The sequence below is a fragment of the Pantoea rodasii genome (assembly GCF_002095465.1).
Classification (GTDB): domain Bacteria; phylum Pseudomonadota; class Gammaproteobacteria; order Enterobacterales; family Enterobacteriaceae; genus Pantoea; species Pantoea rodasii.
Genome location: NZ_MLFP01000003.1, coordinates 1 through 25,189, shown reverse-complemented (window position 1 = coordinate 25,189; position 25,189 = coordinate 1). Strand labels below are relative to the sequence as shown.

The following is a 25,189-nucleotide window of genomic DNA, read 5'->3' as shown; positions in this document are numbered from 1 at the left end:
TTCATGAGTTAAAAAGGTATTATCAACCTGAAAATTAAGAATACCTTAATTTAATTAAAATAATCAAAACGGCCGTGTTTATCACCAGGCAACGATAACCTGATATGACAATCGACAAAATGTAGTGATAAATAAATACTCGACCTGAAACTACAATCACTACTACATATCGACAATAAATCTTTTAAAATCAATTTATTTAAAAACTACATTTAATTTTAAGGTTGCAATGAATAGGGTTTCCGTGCCGGATTGAAGAGTAGATAAATATAAAAATAAATAGATAAACTGATGCCTGACCGTCAATATTTTGTTGTAAATAGAAATCAATCTCATTACCATCCGCTCTTCTGAATATTTCCCTTTTTGATGCGGATTTAGATCAATGAAGTATCTTTGCTTATTTTCTCCAGCGGTAAAATATACCCTCTCTGGCTCTCAGGTATTACTGGCTTCCACACTGCTGTACAGTTACGCCGCCAGCGGTGCTGACCCGACCTTGACGGTCACAGCTGCCCCGTCCACTTCGACAAACAGTTATAACCAGGATGATGCCGCCGCCACACTGCGCACCAACACGCCACGCAATGAAACGCCGCAGTCGATCAGCGTGGTGACGCCACAAGTTATAAAGGACTATCAGGTCACCAGCCTGAATGATGCGGTGAAATTCGTCAGCGGCGTCACACAGGGCAATACCCTTGGCGGCACTGAAGATGGCTTTGTGAAGCGCGGTTTTGGTTCAAACACTGACGGTTCAATTTTTATCGATGGCGTGCGCAGTAACCAGGGTTTGACCATGGACTCCAGCATCGATCATGTTGAAGTGCTGAAGGGATCGTCATCGCTGCTGTACGGCATCCTTAATCCTGGCGGTATCATCAATCTGGTGAGCAAAAAGCCGCAATACGAATGGAACACCCACATCAGCGGTGAATCCAGCAGTTACGGCGGCGGCACTGGCATGGTCGACATCACCGGGCCACTCGGCAACGGCTTTGCTTTCCGCATGGTGGCAGAACGCCAGCGCGAGGATTACTGGCGCAATTTTGGCGTTAACGAGCACACCTTGCTGGCGCCGTCATTAAGCTGGTACGGCGATCGCGCGTCATTCAACATTAGCTACGTCGAGTACAAATACGATGTGCCTTACGACCGTGGCACGGCATTTATCGGCGGTAAACCCGTGGATATTCCCTATAACCGTCGCCTTGATGACAGTGCTAACCATGCCTGGGGCAAAAACAAACGGTTGAACGTCACTTACGGTTACAACCTGAATGACGTCTGGGATACGCATCTTAACTACGGCTGGATGCAGCGCCGTTATGACAGTAACGAAGTGCGCGCCACCGCCATCAATACCACCACCGGCATTGTCTCGCGCCGCGCTGACGCCAACCGCGGATTCAACCATCAGACCGAATATGTCTCCTGGGATGTCAGCGGTTCACCCACTATTGCGGGTATGCAGCATGACCTTCTGGTGGGTGTTGATTATGAGCAGAATGAAACCTACAAAGCGCGATCCTATCGCGGCACCGTTTCTCGCACCTTCAATATGTACGATCCCGTGTACGGCGAAGAGCCAATTGTCAGCGACAGCACCTATAACGATGCCTTGAGCAACCTGCGCACCAATCTTTATAGCCGTTCGATATTTGCCAAAGACAGCATCCACCTGACGGATAAATGGATCGCGGTACTGGGCGGTCGTTTCCAGCGCTATACCCAAACCTCCAGCAACGGATTTATCGATCCAGAGAGCACGCTCAACGATCGTGGCAACGCTTTCCTGCCACAGCTCGGCGTGGTGTACAAAGTGCTGCCGGATGTCTCGCTGTACGGCAGCTTCAGCAAATCCTTTACGCCATCCACCCAAACCGATGATGACGGCAACGTTGCGTCTACCGAGAAAGGCACCAGCTGGGAAGTCGGATCCAAGTGGCAAGTTGCGTCCAATCTGGCGGCCACGCTGGCGCTGTACCGTATTGATGAAGAGGACATGTCGATCTTCATTAACGGCGTAACGCGCAACATCCCGAAAGCACGCTCCACCGGTGCTGAGCTGGAGGTCAACGGGGAGTTCGCGCCAGACTGGAATCTGATCGCCAATTACAGCTACGACAAAACCGAGATTGTTTCCGACAACGTTAACCCTGACAACGTCGGCAACCGTCTGGTCAACGCACCGACTAATATGGGCAGCCTGTATCTGAGCCACACCCTACGCTTCTCGTGGCTGCCGGGTGAACTGCGCCTCGGCGGCGGTGGACGTTATGTCGGTACCCGTGCTGGCGATCCGGAAAACAGCTTCGTGATGCCTGCGTATACCGTGGCCGATGCCTTTATCGCCTGGGATAGCCAGTTGATCGGTAAACACACCCAACTGAAGCTCAACGTGAAGAACCTGTTCAACCGCGAATACTACGAATCCAGCGCCGGAAACCTGCGTGTGATTGAAGGTGAACCACGCGTGATGTACTTACAGGCCGCTGTCGACTTCTAATCTGCTGCGCTCCGCCTTTAACGGTGGAGCCCACTGTGAGCAATGCGATGAAAAGAGTGCTACTGACATTACTGCTGCTATTGCCACTGGCATCGCAGAGCAAGACCCTCACGGATAGCCTGCAACGCCAGGTGAACGTCCCGGACAATCCACAGCGGATTGTGATTGGCGAAAGCCGGATGATTTATACCCTTGCGCTAGTGGAAGACGGCAACCCGGCGAAACGGGTGGTGGGCTGGCCCGCGGATCTGCGCAATCTGGATAAACAGACCTGGGATCGTTACGTCAAAGCGTTCCCGGAGATTGGCAAGATTACCCAGATTGGCAACTCCAACTTCTCGCAGCTTAATGTAGAGAAAATTATCGCGCTGCAGCCGGATTTGGTGATCCTGCCGGTGTATGCGCGTACCCCGCCCAATAACTCGCAGTTTATGCTGCAGCTTCAGGCAGCGAACATCCCGGTGCTGTTTCTCGATTTCCGCGTTGATCCGCTGGCGAATACCGTTGCCAGCCTGCGTACGCTCGGTGCCGCACTCAATGATGAAGCCAAAAGTGAACGCTTTATCGCGTTCTATCAGCAGCATATGCAGCGCATTCGCGATCGCTTAGCTAACTGGCACGGCACGCGGCCGAAAGTGATGTTGCAGTTGCATCTGGGTAAGAAAGCCGAATGCTGTACCACGGTGGCGCATGGCAATCTGGCGGATTTGATCGCCTTCGCCGGTGGCGACAACATCGCCGCCGGGCGTTTTCCCGCGGTGTTTGGTCAGCTCAATCCGGAAGCGGTGATTGCCGCCAATCCGGATATTTATATCGCCACCGGCTCTTCGGGCCCGGAAGAGACCAGCGCGCTGCAACTCGGCCCGTTGGTGAAGGCGGAACAAGCCAAAACCACTTTCCTGCGAGCTTTAGCGCAAGACACTACGGTCTCAGCCCTGCCCGCCGTGCAGCAGCAACGTGCCGCCGCCTTCTGGCAGAATTTCTATATGAGTCCGTGGCACCTGCTGGCCGCCGAGTTTTTCGCCAAAACTTTCCACCCACAACTGTTCCACGATCTGTCGCCTGATGACACGCTGCGGGAGATGAACCAGCAGTTCCTGCCGATTCCGGAAACCGGGACTTATTGGACTCACAATTGATTTTTTTTGGGGCGGCTAAGCGAAGCGCCTCAGCCCTAAGGTTGAATTAATCTTTGTTCGTGAAAATAGCCTCATTACCACGAGGATATTTTTATGAAATCGATGTTTGTTCGTCCCGCCAGTGAGTATCTGGCCGTTGCGCTGAGCCTGTTCGCCGTTGTGAGTTTTCTGACCATCTGGTTCACCCACTAAAACGCCACGCTGTGGCGTTTTTCTTTTTCGTAACCCACAGAAGAAGCAACGCATCTGAAGATGACAATTTGTCATCTGCCTCTTCCCATTCTGTTCGGTATCAATACCAACAGATTTCAGTTGTCATGAGCGGATAAAATTGAATTTTAATTCAAAGGTGATTAGTTCTCTCATTACCCATTTTTGCTTTGGTAATAAAATATCAGCCTTAATGTTTAATTAAGAAAATGATGAGTATGTTTCAGTTGCATCCGTTATTAATTAACGATGCGCCCTGAAATAACTTTACGTTGAAATGAATAACCTTACGAAGGTCACAAAAGCTGTAAAAACCTTTGATGGCGGATTGCATCGGAGTCGCAATGGGTTACTGTTAAATTCTTGTAACAAATGTAACCAAAAGGATCTGTATGAAAACCTCACTGCGTTTTTTGACCACCTCTGTATTAGCAGGACTCTCCTTCTCTGCTCTCGCAGCCGTGCCTGCTGGTTATCCTGCTGAATATCAGAAAATTATCGATGCCGGCACCAAAGAGGGGAAAGTAGTGGTGTACTCCACCACGGATACCAAAGCGGCGGGTCCGTTGATCAAAGGCTTTGAATCGCTCTATCCGGGTATCAAAGTTGAATATAACGATATGAACAGCACCGAGCTGTATAACCGTTACATCAGTGAGCAGGCCTCGGGCAGTGGCAGTGGCGATGTGGTGTGGAGTTCATCAATGGATACCGCACTCAAGCTGGCGACGGAATACGCAGCGGAATATGCCTCGCCGGAACAAAGCAAAATTCCTAAATGGGCGGTGTGGCAAAATAAAGCTTATGGAACCACCTACGAACCGGTGGTGTTCATTTATAACAATAAATTGATTCCAAAAGGTGAAGCACCAGACTCCCACACCGCACTGGCTAAAATGATTTCTGCCAATCCTGAGAAATTCAAAAACAAAGTCACGACCTATGATATCGAAAAGTCTGGCCTGGGCTTTATGCTCACCGTGGAAGACAGCAAGGTAGATCCGCAATACAAGCAGAATCTGGCGGGGATGGCGAAAGGTGGCCTGACCGTGCAGTCCTCCACCGGCACCATGATGGAGCGCGTGTCATCCGGTGAAAACCTGATCGGCTTCAACATTCTCGGTTCCTACGCCGAGGCTCGTGCGAAGAACGATCCCGCGTTAGGCATCGCCTATCCCAAAGATTACATCCTGGTGTTATCCCGCGTATCCTTTGTGACCGAAGAGGCTGAGCATGAGAATGCCGCCAAATTGTGGCTGGACTATGTCTTGTCAGAGAAGGGACAAAACATTCTGGCTAATCAGGCGGATATTCCTTCACTGCGTAATGATATTGAAGGCAAAAACGATATTGATGGCATGACCAAAATGCTGGGCAATGCGTTGAAGCCGATTCCGGTGGATGAGTCACTGCTGGAATATCTGGGACCGGCTAAGCGCCTGGAATTTATTAAACAGTGGCGTACCGCAGCCGGTAAATAATGCTCCCCACGTTATGCGTCAGCGCTGATGCATAACGTTTCCTTTCGCCTCCGGTGTTTGACAGGGTTGGCATATGAACAGGTTACTGAAAAGGTGGCAAAGTTTGCCACGTGCATTGATTGTTCTGATCACGGCATTGGTTATTTACGTGCCGCTGATGTTTATTGTGGTGCAGAGTTTTCTTTCCGCGCCCTTCTTTGCCAAAAAGAAAGAGCTGACGTTCGGTTCATTTAGTTTCATTTTCTCCGATCCGGATTTCTATAAAGCGCTCGAGTCGGGTTTTATATTGGCGTTCGGCCTGGTGATCATTGCCATTCCCCTTGGCGGCATTTTGGCCTTTTTGATGGTGAGAACCAATCTCCCCGGCCGGCGTCTGATCGAACCTCTGATTCTGGTACCGATCTTTGTTTCACCGATGGTGCTGGCCTTTGGCTACGTGGTGGCAGCGGGTCCGGTTGGCTTTCTCTCGCAGTGGGCAAATCAACTGTTCGGCGTGGTGCCGTGGAACATCTATTCGATGACCAGCATTGTGGTGATCGCTGGGCTTACCCATGTGCCTCATGCCTATTTATATATTTCCTCTGCCTTACGCAGCGTCAGTTCAGATGTGGAAGAGGCCGCGCGTACCGTTGGCGCCTCACCGTTGCAGGTAATGACCGCCGTCAGCCTGCCTATGGTGCGCCCTTCTATTCTTTATGCCTGCGTGCTGCTGTTCTTCCTCGGACTAGAAGTGTTCGGCCTGATGCTGGTGCTGGGCGATCCTGAAGGCAACATGGTGTTAGCCACCTATTTGTATAAGCTCACCAATAAACTCGGCACCCCGTCATATCATTTAATGGCTGCGGTCGCGGTGGTGCTGATTTGCTTCACCGTGCCGCTGGTGATGCTGCAACGCTGGCTGATGCGCACCGCTAATCGTTTCGTCACCATGAAGGGCAAAGCCTCTCAAGCCCGGGCTCTGCCGCTGGGCAAATGGCGCTGGATTGCGGGTGCAGTGGTGTTGACCTGGCTCACTGTCACCATCGGTGTGCCGTTACTTGGCGTGGTGCTGCGCGCATTTATCTCGCACTGGGGCGTTGGCGTCTCGCTGTGGGATGAAGTGTCTTTAGCCACCTTCCACAGTATTTGGGAGCAGCCGAATCTACTGCGCGCCATCGTCAACTCGATGCTCATTGGCGTTATCGGCGGGGCGATTGCGGTGATCTGTTATTTATTTGTCGGTATCGCGATGCACCGCAAACAGGATAACGTCACGCGCTTCCTTGATTACAGCGTGCTGGTGCCGCGCGCGGTGCCCGGCCTGTTGGCCGGTCTGGCATTCCTCTGGGTATTCCTGTTCATTCCGATGTGGCTCGATCAGTCATTGAAAAACGGCTGGCTCTCCAGCTTACCCATGGCGGATTGGCTACGGGAAAACTTCATTGTCTGGCTACGTTCGTTGCGTCAAACCATTTTCAGCGTCTGGCTCGCTTACACCGTGGTGTGGATGGCTTACGGCTTGCGCCTGATCACTTCAACGCTGTTACAGGTGGGCCCTGAGCTAGAAGAAGCCGCGCGCAGTGCCGGTGCCACGCCTGGCCAGACCATGCGCCACGTCACTGTGCCGCTTTCTCGCCACGGTTTGATTGGTTCCTGGCTGCTGATGTTCCTGATTTTCGAACGCGAATATTCAACCGGCGTCTATTTGCTGTCACCGGGCACAGAAACCATTGGTTCCATGCTGGTGTCACTGTGGTCAGCCGGCGCGATTGATATCGTGGCGGCGCTCTCCCTGATAAATATTGTGCTGGTGGTGGTTGGCCTCGGCATTGCCTTACGCTTTGGAGTGAAATTACATGATTGAATTATCGGTAGATAACTTGCATCTGATGTACGGCGATAATCCAGTGCTGAAAGGCGTATCGATGCAGTTGAAAAAAGGGGAAGTGGTTTCGCTGTTGGGCCCTTCGGGCAGCGGGAAAACTACCCTGCTGCGCGCCGTTGCCGGGCTGGAGAAACCTTCACAGGGCCGCATCAACATCGGCAAGAATGTGGTGTTCGATGGCACACCCAAAAGCGAAGTTCCGGCTGAGGAGCGCAATCTTGGCCTGGTGTTCCAGTCGTACGCGCTGTGGCCGCACAAAACGGTGTTTGAGAACGTCGCCTACCCGTTGAAATTGCGCAAAGTGGAGAAAGCAGAAATCAATCAACGCGTGCAAGCTGTGCTGGATCAGTTAGGGCTCGGCCACCTCGGCAAACGCCATCCGCATCAACTTTCCGGCGGACAGCAACAGCGCGTGGCGATTGGGCGTGCGCTGGTCTACAACCCGCCGGTGATTCTGCTGGATGAGCCGCTCTCTAACCTCGATGCCAAGCTACGTGAAGAGGCGCGCGTGTTCTTGCGCGAGCTGATTATTCGTCTCGGACTGTCTGCCTTAATGGTGACGCACGACCAGAATGAAGCCATGGCGATCTCTGACCGTATTCTGCTGTTGAACAACGGTGTGATTGAGCAGCAAGGCACACCGCAAGAGATGTACAGCCAGCCCTCAACGCTGTTTGCCGCTGAGTTTATGGGCAGCAACAATCGTCTGCACGGCAAAATCACCCACGTTGAAGGCGGCCGGGCGCGTATTGCCGGGGCGAAATGGGCACTGTGGGGTAAACCAAGCGGCGATGTGCAAGTAGGACAGGATGGGACGGCGGTGATTCGCGTCGAGCGCATGAACATCGCAGACACTTCCGATGACAACGCACTTGAGCTGCCATTACTCACCAGCATGTATTTAGGCGATCGCTGGGAATATCTGTTCCGTACCGAAGGGGATGATTTCGCATTGAGGGCGTATGGCAAAGAATTCCGCGGGAATCAGCGCTTCCGCATCTCGCTGCCCAAAGAGGATCTGTGGATTTTCGCTAAAAGCTAATCCCACTTTCATCTGAATCCCCCCTGTTGCGCATCTGTGCACGGGTTTGAAGCGAGAATGTCGGGCTTATTGGCATAACGCTTGTCAGTAAAGCGACAGGTGATAACGCAGTCTGGTGCCCTATCTGCTCTTTAGCTTCAGTGCGTGCTGTTAAAAAGGGCACGATAGTAGAGGCCTGAGCGCCTCTGCTGCTGCAAGGGCTATCCGCAGCGCTGAGGCTTTTACGTTGTGCCAGGAGCCAGTCGCAGGGATGCGACTGGCAGTTCGGGTTGGCCTGGATGGCCTTACCCGAACGGTCCGCCCGGCACGACGTGGAAGCCGAGGGCACCGCGTTAGCGGCGCGAGGACGGCCCGGCAGCAGCAGAGGTGCTCAGGCCCGCACTCAAGCATTCGCGCCAAAAAGCGGCCACTTTCAACATTCACAGCATTTGCAAATATCGCCTTAAATGACGAGCATTCAGGTTTATTTGCGCGCTTTAGCTGCCGCAACCAGCCCGTCCAGCCAATCCTGATGACCGTTAATCATCGGATTGGGTTTCGCGCTTGCTTGCTCAACGGCCGATTTACCCGGACTGAAAATCCTGCCGCCGCCATTGACCATTAAGGGCTTCAGCAAAATCGTCGTCTGGCATAAACGCACGCACCGCGATGCCGGACACCGCTGGTTGCGTGAATTACTGTTCTCCACTGCCCTTTAAGCCGCTACGCGCTCTGTACCCAGCAAATCCAAAATCCGGCTGCGGAGCGCCACCAACTGCGGATCATCGCGGCGGCGCGGCCAGGCCAGATCGACCTCAATCACATCTACCACTTTGGCCGGGCGCGGGCTGAACACCACTACGCGATTGGCCATTACCAGCGCCTCTTCAACGTCATGCGTCACCATCAGCGTGGTGAACTGCTGCTCTTGCCACAGTTCGACAATTTCCTGCTGCATACGCAATCGCGTCAACGAGTCGAGTTTGCCCAGAGGCTCATCAAGAATAAGCAGACGTGGCACATTCACTAACGCGCGAGCCAATGCTGCTCGCTGGGCCATGCCGCCAGACAGCTGATGCGGCCAGGCGCGAGCAAAATCCTTCAAGCCGACACGATCCAACATGGCGTTAATTCGCTGCTCTTTAACTGCGCGGTTCTCGCCGCGAATCTGCAATCCAAGACCGACGTTGTCATATACCGTGCGCCACGGATAAAGCGTGGGATCCTGGAACACCACCACGCGAGACGGATCGGGCGCGGTGATGGCTTTGCCCTCCTCCGCCAGCAAACCGCTGGCCGGCGGTTCCAGCCCGGCGAGCAAACGCAGCAATGTCGATTTACCGCAGCCGGACGGTCCCAATAGCGCAACGAACTCCCCCGCTTTTACCTGTAAATTAATATTTTCCAGCACTGGAAGATCCTGGCCTTCGAGAGTGAAATGATGATTCACTTTTTCAATCGAAATATTCACGCCAGCAGAGGTAATGGTCATATTTGGCTCCTGATTATCTTAATAAATTAAGAGTAAGCCTCTCTTCATTACGGCTGAAATAGCCATTTCAGCAAACTTATCCCCGATCGCTCATAAAGAAAAACTGCATGAACTCATGCGGGATTGTTATTTGGTTGAGCGAAATCGCTAAGAGATAGTGCCTGTGATCTTTTTTTATTTCGACAAGGAAAGTAGCATGGCAATGCACAATTACACTCTGAGCCGCCGCGCACTGTTACGCGGCCTAAGTTTATTCAGCGCCGGTGTGGCGGTGAACCCATTGCTAAGCAGCAATGTTTTCGCCGACGACAAACCGCTTAAAACCATCAAACTGGCGTGGGGACAAACGGCGGTGTGTCAGGCACCGATTTCCGTCGCGCTGAAGCAGGGATTCTTCAAAAAATACGGCCTCAACGTCGAACCGGTTAACTTCAGTGGCCCAACCGATGCCCTGCTGCAGGCGATCGCTACCGGGCAAGCGGATGGCGGCATTGGCATGGCGTTGCGCTGGTTAAAACCGCTGGAGCAGGGCTTTGACGTCGATCTCACCGTCGGCACTCACGGCGGGTGCATGCGCTTACTGACCCCGCAAAACAGTGGCATTCGCGATGTAAAAGACCTGGTCGGTAAATCTGTCGCGGTCAGCGATCAGGCCAGCCCAATCCGCAACTTCTTCGCCGTGCAGCTGGCGAAACAGGGCATCGATCCGGATAAACAGGTCAACTGGCTGCAATATCCGCCCGACCTGTTTGGCGAGGCACTGCGCAAAGGCGAAGTACAGGCGTTAGCGACGGATGACCCTCAGGGCTGGTTGTTGAAGAAGCAACATAACCTGCTGGAAGTGGACAACAACCTGAAAGGTGAATACGCCACCATGACCTGCTGCGTGCTGGGGCTGCGCGGTTCGCTGGTGCGCGACGATCCTGCCACCGCACGGGCCATCACTCAGGCCATTGTCGATGCACAGCAATGGACGGCCGATCATCCCGCCGAAACCGCCAAAATCTTCCAGCCGTTTGTACCGGGTTCGGTGTCGGTGGATGACATTACCGCGATGCTCAAGGAGCACACTCACCACCATCACTCAACGGGCGCACAGCTTCGCAGCGAAGTGGCGACCTATGTGAATGAATTGAAGAAAATCAACGTGATCCGTCCGGATACCGATGCACAGCGTTTTGCTGAGCACTATGTGCCAGATCTACTGCCAGCGGAATCCGCCCACCAGCACGCCAGTAATATGGCGCACATGAACAACATGTCGAGCTAAGGAGGCTTTGATGGCCAGTGAAACCCTGACGATAGCCCAACACCGTGACGCCCCGCGCCGCCTGCAACCCAGCGTGTTAGTCGCACTGCTGCTGTGGTGGGCGCTGGTGGCGCTGATGGTGGGGGTGCCGGATAAGCCGCAGGGTTTCGCCGCCCCGCGCTTCGTCAATGAAACCCATGAACTGTTTGCTGCGATTGCGCTGTTACTGACTGGGCTAGCGATCGCCTCCGGCTTTTTCCCCGGCTGGCGCTGCTGGCACCGCTCAAACGCAGTGGGCCCTGGCTGATTGTGCTGGCGCTGCTGATAGGTCTGTGGGAAACCGTAACCGGCAAGCTGGCATGGTTACCCGCCCCGTTCTTTGCACCGCCGCGTGCCCTGGTGGAAGCCTATGCCACCGACTGGCCGCGCTTGCTGGATAGCGTACTCAACTCTCTGCGTTTGCTGGCATTTGGCTTTATCTATGGCAGCGTCGTGGGCTTCGTCACCGGGGTAGCGATTGGCTGGTCGCGCGGGCTGGGTTATTGGGTACATCCGATTTTGCGTTTTCTGGGTCCGGTGCCCTCTACCGCGCTGTTGCCGCTGTCATTGTACTTCTTCCCTTCCAGCTTCTCTGCGGCGGTGTTTCTCATTGCGCTTGCCACCTGGTTCCCGGTGACGGTGTTGACGTGGTCCGGCGTTTCCAGCGTCGATACTCGCTATTACGACGTGGCACGCACGCTCGGTGCTAACTCGCTGTTCCTGGTGCTGCGCGTGGCGGTGCCGGCAGCGCTGCCGCACCTGTTTGTCGGGTTGTTTATGGGGCTGGGCGCGTCGTTTTCAGTCCTGGTCGCCGCTGAAATGATGGGGGTAAAATCCGGCCTCGGCTGGTATCTGCAATGGGCGCAGGGTTGGGCAGCTTACGCCAACATGTACGCGGCGCTGATTGTGATGGCGCTACTGTTCTCTTCGTTGATCTCTCTACTGTTCGTGATTCGCGATCGCCTGCTTTCGTGGCAGCGCAGCGCGGTGAAATGGTAACGACAGGGCGATGCGCCCGATGGCGCACCTTGTCGCAACGCATACCACATATGAAGGGTCGTCAATCATGGCGACCCACGCAGGCTACTCCACCACAGAGGTGAACTATGGTTGCAAAAATTTCCTCGTCAATCACCGAACTGATTGGTAATACGCCGCTGCTGAGGCTCTCGCGCTATGCTCAGCAACATGAAATTCAAGCCGAACTGATCGCCAAACTGGAGCTGTTCAATCCTAATCACAGCGTGAAAGATCGTATCGCCCTGAGCATGATCGAAGCCGCTGAACGCAATGGCATCATTCAGCCGGGCGATACGCTGGTGGAAACCACCAGCGGTAACACCGGTATCGGTTTGGCGGCGATTGCTGCGGCAAAGGGATACAAATTCCGCGTTTACATCAATGATTTTGTCAGCATCGAACGCACCCAGCTGATTCAGGCATTCGGCGCGCAAGTGGTGCCCTTCAGCACCATCGAAGGCTTCAAAGAATTTTACGATGCCAGCAACGGTGATTTTGTCGCGGCCACCAAATGGTTGGCGGAACAGGTCACAGCAGCGGAACCGGACGTGCATTTCCTGTTGCAGCTGGATAATCCAGCCAACCCAGCGGTGCATGTGCAAACCACCGGGCCGGAGATCTGGCGCGACAGCGGCGGTGAGCTGGATATCTTCATCGCCGCGGTCGGCACCGGCGGCACCTTATCCGGCACTGGACGCTATTTGAAACAGCAGCATCCGGGTTTACAGGTGATCGCCGTGGAGCCTGGTGTCGGTTCGCAGCCTAGCGAGTTGCGCCCGGAACCGCTGGAGATCACCGGCGTGCATGCGTTCAGTAATCAGCCGCCTGAACGCATTCCAGCGAACCTCGATCACCGCGTCTATGACGAAGTGATCGCAGTAGAAACCTGGCAAGCCTATGCAGCGGCGCGTCAACTGGCGCTCAGCGAAGGCGTGTTAGTCGGCGACTCTTCCGGGGCAGTGTTATGGGCGGCAGAACAGGTAGCGGCACGGCCGGAAAATCACGGCAAACGTATTGTGGTTTTGCTGGCGGATGGCGGCAGCAGCTATCTGAGTACCCAGCTGTTTGCCCATCAGGTGCCAGCTGAGACCTTCAAACTGGCAAATGCGATTCAGACATCGCAGAAGATTGCCTGATTCGCTGACTTATCTTGATCACGATGTGATTTATTGCGCATTCCTTAGCAGCAACACTGCCGGGTGAATGCGCGATAAATCACGCCGCTACCAGAGATGGCTTGCTATTAGATCACCCCTCACACCAGCACATTGCTGGTGATCCCCTTTGCGAACAGCAGCGGATCGGTTTCTGGCCGCAGCACGTTGATGGCTTTTAAATCCCGCGCATAGACATCGATTTCTTTGACGAACGCGTTGCCCACCGAATAGTGCCCATGGGTATGTGTTTTGAGCACGCTGGCAATTTCCTGCGGCGTGGTGTTCAGTGCCTGGCCATTGAATTCGCTGCCAATAGCTTCCGGATGCTGCGCGGCATAAGCATGCGCTTGCAAGATGGCATGCGTAATCGCGGCAGCCACCTCTGGCTGTTCGCGAATCAGACTACCGCGCGTTCCCACCACACAGCAGCTCAGGTTGGCATATTCATCCATCAGATTGGTGCCGACTTCGCGGTAACCCGGTTTCTGCGCCAGGCGCCACATTATCGGATCTGAGCCGCTGGCGGCCTGAATTTCTCCCTTCTCCAACACCATTGGCAGCAAATCTTGCGGGAACACACGCCAGTTCACGTCGGTGTTGGGATCGACGCCGTGCTTTTTCAGCATCAGTGAAAAGAAGTTCTTATCCGCACCCGCCATATCGGTGACGCCGATGGTTTTGCCCTTCAACTGCTCCAGCGTAGCGGGACCGTCATTACGCGCTAATAAGCGCATGCATCCACCGTGCGTGCCTGCGGTGAGCTTCACATCAAAGCCCTGCTCCAGCGCTTTTAACCAGCGCAGCGCCATGCCAACTGCCGCTTCTGCTTTCCCGGTGGCAATCGACTCCAGCAGTAATTCGGTGGAGTTTCCAAAGTTAACGAACTCCACTTCGAGGTTATGCGCCTTGAAAAAGTTATGCTGATCGGCCACCACAACCGGTGCGAGGCAGATGGCGTTGAGGTTTACTGCGAGGCGAATATGAGTGGGTTTCGCCAGTGCCCATTTTCCTGCACCGCCCTGCAACAGGTCGCCGGACATTGGCATATTGTGCATTGAGTCTTCGGCAAAACTGCGTCCCGGTAACGTTGACGCCATCATCGCCGCTGCGGAATATCCGAGAAAGCGACGACGCGAAAGTAAATAATTTTCTGGCATGGTTTTGCTCCCAAAAATATATGCAGGTGAAAGGTTTTGCGTTGTAATCATTCATTTCAGAAACAGGCAGATTAATCGTTAATTAACAGCGCAACCAGACGCGTAATTATGCCGATTCCGCATGTGTTAAGCGGTTTTATTGCTTTTACAGTCTCGCCCTATCAGGAAACAATCGACCTTATGTTATCCAGAGATAAATAAGGTTTTCTCAATGGCAAATAACACGCCTTTTCTCGCTGAAATATTGCCAGCGCTCACCGAACTATTGGCTGAACATGCTGAAGAAGTTGATCGCAGCGGTGAATTTCCGCGCGCGGCTTTCGTTCATCTGCGACAACTGGGATTGTTGCAGTTCGCTCTCCCCGTCTCCGCAGGCGGCGGCGGTGGCGATTTACGCGATTGTCAGTCGATCATTCAGGCGGTAGCGCGTGGCGAACCCTCCGCTGCGCTGATTCTGATCATGCAGTATCTCAACACGCGGCGGTTAAGTGAGGAATCTCATTGGCCTGTTGATGTACGCGCGACTGTGGCGAGCAGCGTGGTCTCTCAAGGCGCGTTGATCAATGCGCTGCGCGTCGAGCCTGAACTGGGCACGCCAGCGCGTGGCGGTTTGCCCGCAACCCGAGCGCGACGGACACCCGAGGGCTGGCGCATCAGCGGCGAGAAGATTTACTCCACCGGCAGCCATGGGCTGAGTTGGTTTCTCGTCTGGGCCAGCAGTGATGATGCCGATCCGCTGGTCGGCGGCTATCTGGTGCCCGCCGATGCGCCTGGCATCCGAATCGTCGATGAATGGGATCATCTGGGAATGCGCGGCACCTGTAGCCATCGCGTGGTGTTAGATGAGGTGCACATTCCGCTGGGTCACGCGGTCAACGTTGCGCCCTGGAGCACACCGAGAACTGGGTTAAATGAAGAAGAGTCTGTGTGGTTAGCTGTGCTGCTCGGCTCGCTGTATGACGCGATTGCCCAGAGCGCTCGCGACTGGTTTATCGGCTTTTTACAACAGCGTGTTCCCGCCAATCTCGGTGCTCCACTGGCCTCCTTGCCGCGTTTTCAAGAGTTAGTCGGACGCATCGATACACTGCTGTTCACCAACAGCACGCTGCTTAATAGCGCCGTTCGCGATCAGATACCCAGCAGCCATACGGCACAAATCAAACAGGTGGTTACCGAGAATGCGATTCGTGCTGTTGAACTTATGGTGGAGAGCATCGGTAATCATGCGCTAACGCGTCAACATCCGTTACAACGTCACTACCGTAACGTGCTTTGCGGTCGCATTCACACCCCGCAGAGCGACGCTATTTTCACTTCCGTGGGCAAAACCGCCCTATCTGCTGAGAGGAGTACGTCATGACGCTTGAATTTATAGGCCTGGTGGGCGCGCAGGAGAGCAGTGAATCACTGGCTGCGCAAGGCCCCATTGTCGATCTGCCTTTTATCAAAGCCTTTTCACACGCCCAGGAGTACGCGGGATTCGATAAAGTGCTGCTGGCGGTGAATACCCGCGCGCCGGATTCGATGATCCTTGCCAGCTATGTCGCGGCATTTACCGACAAACTCGGTTTGCTGGTGGCGCATCGTCCCGGCTTCCAGGCGCCGACCTTCGCCGCACGTCAGTTTGCCACCCTGGATCAGTTAAGCCACGGACGCGCAGCGATCAACGTGATTACGGGTGGTGACAGTGGAGACTTACAACGCGACGGAGATTTTCTCAGCAAGGATGAGCGTTATGCTCGCACCGGCGAATATCTCGACATCATGAAACTCACCTGGGAATCCCGTACCCCGTTCCGCTACGACGGTAAATTTTATCAAGTAGAAGATAACCTCACCGAGGTTAAACCCTGGCAGCAACCACGCGTGCCGGTCTATTTCTCTGGCGCTTCTGAGGCCGCGATTGATATCGCTGCGCGTCATGCCGATGTCTACATGATGTGGGGCGAGCCGCTGGAGCAGGTGAAATCACGCATTGAGCAGGTGCGCGCAGCGGCAAGAAAATATGGCCGCGAAAAGCATATTCGCTTTAGCCTGTCACTGCGTCCGATTCTTGGTGATACCGATGAGCAGGCATGGGCGCGCGCAAACCGTTTGCTGCGCGAGGCGCAAGCCAATATTGGTGGCAGATCCATTCAGCCCGACAGCAACACCGGCTCACAGCGGCTTTATCAACTGGCGACTGCACGCAAAGTCTATGACAGCTGCCTGTGGACGGAATCGCAGCGCTCTCCGGCGCGGCGGGCAACTCTACCGCTTTGGTGGGTTCAGCCGATACCGTGGCCGATGCGGCTTTGGAATACTACAAACTCGGCATTACCACCTTCCTGTTCCGTGGTTTTGATCAACTGCGGGATGCCACTGATTATGGCCAGCACCTGTTACCGCGTATTCGTGCACGCGTTAAGGCACTGGCTGCCGCTGCTTAGGCAGATTATTTCGGTGCGCAGACGTGCGCACCCTACAAAATCTCCGCAATTTCCCGCATGCTGTCGGCTTTCAGGGCCGCGATATCTGATTGGTATGATTGCTACTAAAACTGGATTTACCCTTGCTGCATTGGTGATGCTGACGGCGCTCGCCGTACTGTTTTCCCACTGGACGGCGTTTCTCGCCTGGTCACTGCAAACGCAGATTCAACTCCATCGACTGCTGGTGACGCATCTGCTGCAGATTAATAGCGGGCAATACAGCGCGGGGTTGTGGTTGATTGGCGTGACCTTTATTTATGGCATTTTGCATGCGGTTGGGCCGGGTCATGGCAAATTTATTGTCACCACCTGGCTCACCACTCATCAACCGCCGCGCGGTGTCGCCCTCACCGTACCGTTTCTCGGTAGCCTGGTGCAGGGACTCAGCGCCATCGCTTTTGTGTTTATCCTGGCCGTTGGCTTTAACCTGACGACCGGCGATCTCAGCACCAGCCGCTGGTATCTGGAAAAGGCCAGCTCGCTGTTTATTGCCGCGCTGGGCGTGATGATGATGGTGCAGGCATGGCGAAGCCGCAGTCAGTATCAGCACCATAATCTAAATCACAATCATGGGCATGGGCATGGGCATGGTTACGATCAGGAGCATGAACATGAACATGAGCAACATCATCATGGCTGCGGCCACCATCACGGCATTACGGCGGAATCCGTCGATAACTGGAAGGCGTGGATCGGCATTATTATTGCCACCGGCGTTCGGCCTTGCAGCGGCGCACTTACGGTGTTGCTGTTTGCCAGTGTGATTGGCATTACCCGCTGGGGCATGTTTGCGGTGATGACCATGGCGCTCGGCACCGGTATGGCACTGGTCGCGCTGGCCCTGTTTGTCCGCCATTTCCGTCATCGTGCAGGCGAATTATGGTTGGCAGAGTCATCGCCACGCTCGCAGCAAATACTGGGGATATTACGTATTGCCGGAGGTGCTTTGCTGATGTTATTTGCGCTGGTGCTGTTTTTAACCGTGGTGCCGATCAGTGCAAACGGGGATTATATTGCGGCGGGATGTTGAGAATGGATAAAGTTTGATGCGAACAACGCCGGGCCGGCATCCTTGCCTCCCCGGCCAGTGACTCACGAACACAAGCGTAAGTCCTGGCAGAGCACGCATCGCTGCGTGCCCGGCTGGTTGAAATCAGAAACGATAAGATGCGGTAACTGAGAAGTTGCGTGACGTACCGTAAACGATACCGCCGCTGCCGACGTTTTCGTCATACTCTTTGTCGAACAGGTTGTTCAGATTTCCCTGCACGCTCAGGTTTTTCGTCACGTCGTAACGTGCGAAAAGATCCACCAGCGCGTAGCTGCCCTGACGTGCGCGCCATGTGCCATTGCCGTCCGGTGCGCCAACGTCTTTATACGTCTTCGACTGCCAGTTAACACCGCCACCCAGCGTCAGCTGATCCAGCATCGGCAGACGATAGCTGGTGAACAGGTTGAATGAAGTGCGTGGCAGCTGTGAGTTGTAGTTCTCACCATCACGATCTTCAGCCACGTAGGTGGTGCCACCGAAGGTCATCTGCCAGTTGTCCGTCAGCGCTCCGTTGACTTCAAACTCTACGCCGCGGCTAACTACACCACTCTTGCCAACATAGATGGCATTACCGGTATCCGGGTTGGTCGCTCCAGTCGCTTCTGCAACGTTATCCAGTTCTGAACGGAACACTGAAATTGATGTGGTCAAACGACTGTTAAGCCAGTCAGATTTCACACCGGCTTCATAGTTCTTACCAATCACAGGTGAGAGGTAACCCCCTGAAGCATCTTGATAATCTTGCGGCTGGAATACTGAGGTATAGCTCGCGTAAGCCGACCAGTTATCATAGAAGTCCCAAATTACACCACCGTACGGGGTGGTGTTATTTTTCTCCATCTCTGCATTCAGCGTCTCACGATTCCAGTTGGTATAACGCGCACCCAAAATTACATGCAGCGGATCGGCCAGTGAAATGCGAGTGGCAACATAAGCGGATTTCTGACGCACCAACTGCGTATCCGATGCCGGCTCACGAGGGTTCCAGTCGGTTTCCGGGAAGTTGCCATTGAAGTTATTGAAATTACCCAGCTCTGTCGGCGAGATATTCGCCCACGCGCTGTAGTACTTATTATCCTGACGACTGTAATTCACACCCACCATCAGTTCATGTTGGCGACCTAACAATTCATAAGGGCCGCTGGCGAACGCATCGACGGCATCGACTTTACGTTTACCGGTATTGTATCCAGTGCCGCCTACAACAGGGTAGTTTGCGTAAGGTGAGGTGCCGATACCGGTGTTCTTATCGAAATAACCATCAATGTAGAGCTGCTTACTGTCGAGGAACATCTCGTTATGCGTGCCGTTAAGCGTGATGTTCCAGCCGTTATCGAAGTTCTGCTGCAGGTTAACAAAGACCTTTTTGTTTTCTTTGTTATTGTAAGCCCACTCTGGTGAGGTGTTGTATCCGCGACGTAGATGCGTTTGCGAACCGTCGGTATACCAACGCGGCGAACCACTCCACATTGGGGAGTCGGTATCGACCTGGGTAAATTCATAGCCCACAGACAGCTTGGTTTTGTCAGTCAGGTCAGCATCCACCACACCGTAGATGAATTTCTTCTCGAAACCATAGCGCTCAATAAAGCTATTTTTATCTTCGTAACCTGCGACTACGCGGCCACGCACGTTGCCTTCAGGCGACAGGGGCGCTGAGAGATCGGCGACATAACGCTGTTTGTCCCAGCTGCCGTAGCTCGCTTCCAGATTGCCGGTGAACTCTTTGCTGTCGGCGTGCTTACGCACCATGTTGATGGCAGCAGACGGGTTGCCTGGGCCGGTCAACAGGCCCGTTGCACCGCGCACCACTTCAACTCGCTCATACAGCGCCATATCGGTCTGGGCATCACCGAGGTTCCAGCGAGAAGCAAACGCCGTTGGAATACCATCGACCATGTAATTGTCGATGATAAAACCGCGCGAATAGTAGTTGGTACGATCCATATCGCTGCTGACGCCTCTAATACCGGTGGTATTCGAAAGCACATCATTCAGTGATTGCAGCTGCTGGTCTTGCATACGCTGCTTGCTGACAACGGTAACCGATTGAGGAATATCACGCGCGGTTAATGCCATTTTGGTACCGGCACGAGTGATCGGTACGCTGTAATCTTTTGCTGCCTGCTCTTGCTGCGCATCGTTGCTGGCGCTGGCATCAACATTCAGGGTTTGTTCTGACGCGGTGTTATCGGCGGCCTGGGCAATACCGGATGCCACCATCATTGCCAGCAGAGAAACTCGCAACACGCGTTGCGGCACTCGGCCAGATTCCCTGACGCGCTTTTCTTCGAAAGACATAATATTCCTCAATCAACTTATCGTTATTTTTACTGGCGGCATGCCTGTTGACGTCTGTTGGCTCCTGCCATGAATAACGAGCTGAGAGGGAATATCAGGATGAGGTAATTACCTGACCGCGCCATCCAGGCGCAAACAGAACGACCGTAAAGATGCCGTTAAGAAAGCAAATGAGAAATATACGCATTAAGATTAGTATTGCAAGAAATTGTTACCGGTTATCCGGCAATTTTACATTTGGATAAATCCTTATTCTTCAATGATTAATAATACAGGTGAGTTATTTTCGGTAATTTTCACGCACGTTAATGGAGCAAACCTGTGATAACTCACAGGTTATCGTCAATACGCGACCTGGCAGGCTACCAGGGCCAGCGTTTTTCCGCCAAATCGACCAATAAACGTGATGCAGGCGATAGCTCGCTTAATGAACGGAATTGCCAGCCAAAGGTGCGTGGCATCATTACCAGCGGCAGAGGGATTTCGATCAATTCCCCACCCTCACCTTTTAATAATCGCCGGGATATAAAACTCAGGAGTTGCGTTTGCGCCACAACAGCGCGCAGGGGTGATAGCGTGTTGCTCTCCATTTGCGCGCGCGGTAACGCATAACCGCCGCTGCGCAGGCGCTGTTCCAGCCACTGGCGCGTGGCCACGTTATCCGAAGGTAACAGCCAGTTGTAAGCATCAAGTTGCTCAGGCGAGGGATGAATGTTGGCCAGAGGATGATGGCGGCTGGCGGCAATCACTACCGGATCTTCAATCAGCGGACGAGTGATAAACTCGCTGTTCCCCTGCGGCAGGAATCCTAAAATCAGATCGATTTTGTTCTCGCGCAGTAACTTTTGCAGCAAATCGTTCATGCCGACGGTGACTTCGAGTCTGGCGGTAGGCGCTTTGTGCAACAGGTCTTTGCTGAGTAGCGGTAACATAAATTCTGCCGCCGTCGCCGCCACGCCCAGGCGAATCACCCCTGCGGTTCCGGCACCCAGCGCCTGCAAATCCTGTCTTGTGACCTGCATCATATGCACCACTTTATGAGCACGTTCACAAAGTAGCAGTCCCGCTTCAGTGAGTTGCATGCCACGGCCCACCTTCAGAATTAAGCGCGTAGCGTAAAACTTCTCCAGACGTTGCAGGCATTTGGTCAGTGCCGGCTGAGTGATACCAAGGGATTGCGCCGCTTTACCCAGGTGCTGCGTCTCCCGCACCGCCAGCAAATAATGCAGATCTTTCAGTTCCATTCATTCCCACCAGGAATCGATTGATAAAAATCAGAGAATATAATTTATCACTTTACGCTGCCAGGATGGAAAGACATTAACAACAGAGCAACACTCTGTTCGCGTCACCTTGTGGCGCTTAACAAGGGAGAGAAGGATGAAACATTCACTGAAAGCACTGGTGACGATGATTGCACTGGCCTCCAGCGCACAAGCGCTGGCGCATGACACCTTGCCCGCAACGCTGCCGACTCAGCAGGATAGCCGTTTGCAACAGGTAGCAACTTCGCCGCGCGTATGGAATGGCATCACCGTGAGTCAAGATAATCGCCTGTTCGCCTCACTGACCCAATCGGAAGGGGCGGGTTTGCAGCTGGCGGAAGTGGTTAACAATCAGTTGAAGGCGTTTCCGGATGAGAGCTGGAACCAGTGGAATGCTAACGATCCTGAGCATCACTTTTACCACGTTAACGCGTTACGTATCGGCCCGGATGGCGATCTGTGGGTAATGGATTCGGGTAATAAGGGGATTGGCACTGGCGATCAGGCCGTGACCGGGGGCGCCAAGCTGGTCCACATTAGTCTGGCAACAGGCAAAGTGATGAACAGCTATGTCTTTAAATCACCGACGCTGCAATCCACCAGCTATCTGGATGATGTGCGCTTCAACGGTGATTTTGCCTATATTACCGATCCGGGTGCGGTGGGATTAGTGGTGCTGAACCTGAAAAGCGGTAAAAGCTGGCGCGTGCTGGACAACCATCCGCTCTCGATTGACCACCAGCCAATTTATGCAGATGGCAAGAAGTTGATTCTGCGCGATGGCCGGGAGAAGCGTGTGGGCCTCGATCAGCTGGAAGTCTCGCCGGATGGCAAATGGCTCTATTATCAGGCGATTCCAGGGCCGCTGGCGCGCATTGAAACGCGTTATCTGAATGACAACACGTTGTCCGCGGCGGAGGTGGCGAAGCACGCTGAGAAGGTGCGCGAAACCTGGAGCACCGGCGGGACCGCAATTGATGCCGATGGCAATATTTATGCGTCAGACATCAACACCCGCAGCATTAAGCGCATTGCACCGGATGGACAGGTCACCACCGTGGTGCAGGATCCGCGTCTGGTGTGGATTGACGCGATGTGGGTCTCCAACGGTGCGCTGTGGATGCCATCCGGACAGATCAATCGCACGCCAGCGACCACCGGCGGCAAACCGTCAACTGTGGAATATCCGGTCAAACTTTATCGTTTACCGTTGCCGATTAAGCCCTCACCGCTCGACCATAAATAAAAGCTGAGCGGTTTGCAGCCATTAACCTGGGTGCGGTGTAAAAACCGCCCTTAATCAATCCTACTGTCATCATCAACTGGAGAAAATAACACCACGATAAATCATCACCGTACGCTATTTTAAATTTATTAAAACTAAGAGGTTACGCACATATTTCGCGATAACCTAACCTTGTGCCTGCCGAAAAAAACGCTGGATAATATAACCAGACTGACGAGGTTGCAGAAGGTTAATTTGAACAATAAATAATCATTCGCTGTTTTTTATTTATTCCGAACACGTCGCGTTTGCTACCCACGAACGTGCAATATCCCTCTGGACAGGAAATATCGTCATGTTGCTGATCATCAGTCTGCTTATGATTATCTGCTTTATTGGCTTATTAATGAGCAAAAAGCTTTCTGCGCTCACCGCATTAATCATCATCCCGACGCTATTTGCGTTGTTGTCCGGCCATGGCGCAGATATGGGCCCGATGGTGATCAAAGGATTACGTACCGTTGCGCCCACTGGCGTCATGTTGATATTTGCCATGCTCTATTTTATGAGCGTGACGGATGCCGGGATGTTTGATCCCATCATTAAACGTATTGTTTCTGCTGTGGATGGAGACCCGGTAAAGATATTTATCGGTACCGTCCTGTTGGGCTTTATTGTGGCGCTGGATGGTGATGGCGCGACGGTATATATGATTGTGCTGGCTGCTTTTATGCCGATATATGAACGCGTCGGATTATCAAAACTCAGCGTTGCAGCACTGCTATTACAGTGTACCGGGCTCGGCAATATGTTCCCGTGGGGCGGCCCCACGGCGCGCGCGGCAGCGGCCGTGCAGGCGGACGTGGCCACGCTGTTTGTTCCACTGTTGGTTCCCTTACTGGCTTGTGTCGCATGGACCTTCATACTGGCGATCATGCTGGGCAGAAGTGAGCGCAAGCGCCTCGGTTTCCAGCAGCATCTGCCGGTGGATCGCGCCGCTATTCAGTTTGAGGAGAAGCCGTGCGTCGCCTGGCGTTTCTGGTTTAATTGGGGACTCACCCTTGCGCTCATGACGATGCTGGTGCTGGATGTGATGCCCATGGCCTATCTATTTATGTTAGCGACCGCGATCATGTTTGTGGTTAACTATCCGCAACTGAGCCAGCAGCAGGAGCAGATTGGCCGCCACGCGCCGGCCATCCTCGCCGTAGCGGGACTGATCTTCGCCGCCGCGGTGTTCACCGGGATCTTTGCTGAAACCGGCATGGCGAATGCGTTGGCGCAGGCCATCGTTCACACCATTCCTGACGCGCTCGGCCCTTATCTGGCGGTGATTACCGCATTAATCAGTATTCCGGTAACCTGGATGGTTTCCAACGACGTGTTCTACTTTGGTATGTTGCCGGTGCTGGTGCAGGCCGCCGGGCATTATGGTATCGAACCGATTGAAATGGCGCGCGCCGCGTTGGTCGGTCAGCCGGTACATATTCTGAGTCCCTTGGTTGCCTCGACCTACTTATTAGTCGGCATGTTAAAACTTGACTACGCACAGACACAACGATTCACCTTACGTTGGTCATTTATTACCTCAATCGTGTTATTGCTGGTGGCGTTAGTCACTGGTTGCTTCCCGTTCTACCGCAGCATATAGAATAAAAACCCGGAAAATAAGCCGCTATTAAGTGCGGCTTATTTTCCTGCGTTGACGGGTGAAATATCATCAATTAACGTCACCACACACTCAGAATTGGATATATCCCCCGCCTGTTTTCCGGATAATTCTGTTACGCCCACGATATTTTCATTTACTTTAAATTACCGTAGAATGCTCGCTTTGACATTCGTTATATAAGTTATAAGGGTTTATTCATGAGCGATGCACTCAAAGCATTGAACAATCTTCGTACGCTGCGTGCCCAGGCACGTGATACTGAGATTGCGGTATTAAACGAAATGCTGGAAAAGTTCGCCGTGGTGGTTGCAGAACGCCGTGAAGAAGCGGAAGCCAATAATGCCGCTCAGCGCGAGAAAGAAGAAAAACTGGCGCTATATAAAGAGATGCTGCTAAATGATGGCATCGATATTAGTGAACTGACGAAATTAAACCAGAGCGAAACCAAACCTAAAGCGAAACGCGCTCCGCGTCCGGCGAAATATAAGTTCATCGACGAAGACGGTAACCAGAAATTCTGGACTGGTCAGGGTCGTACACCATCACCGATCAAATCCGTATTAGATGCGGGCGGTTCGATGGATGAGTTTCTGATTTAAACGTCCCGCGCGGATAATCGGTGCGCATGAATGTGTCCCCTGTGAAATACATTCTGGATTGTTACGGGGGTATTCATGGTGTCCTCTTTAGTTAAGTGACGAGTGATAACGCAGTCTGGGGTCGTTCTGGGGCTGGCTGTCCTCGCGCCGCTAAAGCGGTACCTTCACTTCATTCGTCTGCCTGACGGACCGCCGGGGGATGGCACATCGTGTGCCGCCCCGCCTTACGCCCGCATCCTTGCGGGCTATCCTGGCAGACTCATTACG

17 protein-coding genes and 2 pseudogenes are annotated in these 25,189 nt (G+C 53.4%); 14 read left to right on the top strand and 5 right to left on the bottom strand.

Annotated elements, in window-relative coordinates; all coding sequences use genetic code 11:
- The first annotated feature begins 385 nt into the window (after positions 1-385).
- From HA45_RS04640 to HA45_RS04620, 5 genes are all read left to right on the top strand, one after another.
- Entirely contained in the window at positions 386-2,509 is a 2,124-nt protein-coding gene (locus tag HA45_RS04640; RefSeq protein ID WP_205960982.1) for a TonB-dependent siderophore receptor, read from the top strand.
- A 47-nt stretch (positions 2,510-2,556) separates the two neighbouring features.
- A complete protein-coding gene (locus HA45_RS04635) occupies positions 2,557-3,648 on the top strand; it encodes an ABC transporter substrate-binding protein (protein WP_100704173.1) in 1,092 nt (363 codons plus the stop codon).
- A 602-nt stretch (positions 3,649-4,250) separates the two neighbouring features.
- Positions 4,251-5,339 carry an ABC transporter substrate-binding protein gene (locus tag HA45_RS04630; RefSeq protein ID WP_100704043.1) on the top strand — a complete coding sequence of 363 codons (1,089 nt, stop codon included), beginning with the start codon at positions 4,251-4,253 and terminating at the stop codon, positions 5,337-5,339.
- A gap of 73 nt (positions 5,340-5,412) precedes the next feature.
- A complete protein-coding gene (locus HA45_RS04625; RefSeq protein WP_100704044.1) occupies positions 5,413-7,182 on the top strand; it encodes an ABC transporter permease in 1,770 nt (589 codons plus the stop codon).
- The gene (locus HA45_RS04620; protein WP_100704045.1) at positions 7,175-8,245 is read left to right on the top strand and encodes an ABC transporter ATP-binding protein; all 1,071 of its coding nucleotides are present in this window, start codon (positions 7,175-7,177) and stop codon (positions 8,243-8,245) included. Before HA45_RS04625 ends, HA45_RS04620 begins: the two co-directional genes overlap by 8 nt.
- A gap of 463 nt (positions 8,246-8,708) precedes the next feature.
- Here the strand turns inward: HA45_RS04620 and HA45_RS04615 are convergent, their stop codons facing one another.
- Complete coding sequence (locus HA45_RS04615; protein WP_240629292.1) at positions 8,709-8,861, bottom strand: hypothetical protein; 153 nt, start codon at positions 8,859-8,861, stop codon at positions 8,709-8,711.
- A 78-nt stretch (positions 8,862-8,939) separates the two neighbouring features.
- Positions 8,940-9,716 (bottom strand): ABC transporter ATP-binding protein, encoded by a 777-nt coding sequence (locus HA45_RS04605; RefSeq protein ID WP_100704046.1) that lies wholly within the window; start codon positions 9,714-9,716, stop codon positions 8,940-8,942.
- 196 nt (positions 9,717-9,912) lie between these two features.
- On the opposite strand from HA45_RS04605, the gene HA45_RS04600 reads away from it, so the two are divergent.
- The 3 genes and pseudogenes from HA45_RS04600 to HA45_RS04590 all read left to right on the top strand — a co-directional run bounded on the left by HA45_RS04600 (position 9,913) and on the right by HA45_RS04590 (position 13,160).
- The gene (locus HA45_RS04600; protein ID WP_100704047.1) at positions 9,913-10,986 is read left to right on the top strand and encodes an ABC transporter substrate-binding protein; all 1,074 of its coding nucleotides are present in this window, start codon (positions 9,913-9,915) and stop codon (positions 10,984-10,986) included.
- Positions 10,987-10,996: 10 nt separating this feature from the next.
- Positions 10,997-12,003: pseudogene (locus HA45_RS04595) on the top strand (ABC transporter permease).
- 107 nt (positions 12,004-12,110) lie between these two features.
- Positions 12,111-13,160, top strand: a complete 1,050-nt coding sequence (locus HA45_RS04590; protein ID WP_100704049.1) for a PLP-dependent cysteine synthase family protein — start codon at positions 12,111-12,113, stop codon at positions 13,158-13,160.
- Between the two features lie 119 nt (positions 13,161-13,279).
- On the opposite strand, the gene HA45_RS04585 is transcribed toward HA45_RS04590, so the two are convergent.
- A complete protein-coding gene (locus tag HA45_RS04585; protein WP_100704050.1) occupies positions 13,280-14,338 on the bottom strand; it encodes an ABC transporter substrate-binding protein in 1,059 nt (352 codons plus the stop codon).
- 211 nt (positions 14,339-14,549) lie between these two features.
- On the opposite strand from HA45_RS04585, the gene HA45_RS04580 reads away from it, so the two are divergent.
- The 3 genes and pseudogenes from HA45_RS04580 to HA45_RS04570 all read left to right on the top strand — a co-directional run bounded on the left by HA45_RS04580 (position 14,550) and on the right by HA45_RS04570 (position 17,839).
- Positions 14,550-15,698, top strand: a complete 1,149-nt coding sequence (locus HA45_RS04580) for an acyl-CoA dehydrogenase family protein (protein ID WP_100704051.1) — start codon at positions 14,550-14,552, stop codon at positions 15,696-15,698.
- Positions 15,695-16,498, top strand: a pseudogene (locus HA45_RS04575) (LLM class flavin-dependent oxidoreductase); the annotation flags it as partial. The gene HA45_RS04580 and the pseudogene HA45_RS04575, both read left to right, overlap by 4 nt.
- A 363-nt stretch (positions 16,499-16,861) precedes the next feature.
- The gene (locus HA45_RS04570) at positions 16,862-17,839 is read left to right on the top strand and encodes a nickel/cobalt transporter (RefSeq protein ID WP_100704053.1); all 978 of its coding nucleotides are present in this window, start codon (positions 16,862-16,864) and stop codon (positions 17,837-17,839) included.
- Positions 17,840-17,962: 123 nt separating this feature from the next.
- Here HA45_RS04570 and fhuE read toward each other — a convergent pair whose 3' ends face one another.
- Both fhuE and HA45_RS04560 read right to left on the bottom strand, forming a co-directional pair.
- Entirely contained in the window at positions 17,963-20,161 is a 2,199-nt protein-coding gene (fhuE, locus tag HA45_RS04565) for a ferric-rhodotorulic acid/ferric-coprogen receptor FhuE (RefSeq protein WP_100704054.1), read from the bottom strand.
- Between the two features lie 362 nt (positions 20,162-20,523).
- Positions 20,524-21,405: a LysR family transcriptional regulator gene (locus HA45_RS04560; RefSeq protein ID WP_100704055.1), complete on the bottom strand. Its 882-nt coding sequence runs from the start codon at positions 21,403-21,405 to the stop codon at positions 20,524-20,526.
- A gap of 136 nt (positions 21,406-21,541) precedes the next feature.
- Here HA45_RS04560 and HA45_RS04555 point away from each other — a divergent pair, with 136 nt between their 5' ends.
- The 3 genes from HA45_RS04555 (at position 21,542) to HA45_RS04545 (ending at position 24,922) form a co-directional block, all read left to right on the top strand.
- Positions 21,542-22,672, top strand: coding sequence for an L-dopachrome tautomerase-related protein (locus HA45_RS04555; RefSeq protein WP_100704056.1), 1,131 nt, complete (start codon positions 21,542-21,544; stop codon positions 22,670-22,672).
- A 334-nt stretch (positions 22,673-23,006) separates the two neighbouring features.
- Positions 23,007-24,302, top strand: a complete 1,296-nt coding sequence (locus tag HA45_RS04550; RefSeq protein ID WP_100704057.1) for a CitMHS family transporter — start codon at positions 23,007-23,009, stop codon at positions 24,300-24,302.
- Between the two features lie 218 nt (positions 24,303-24,520).
- A complete protein-coding gene (locus HA45_RS04545; protein WP_100704058.1) occupies positions 24,521-24,922 on the top strand; it encodes an H-NS family histone-like protein in 402 nt (133 codons plus the stop codon).
- Positions 24,923-25,189: the final 267 nt, after the last annotated feature.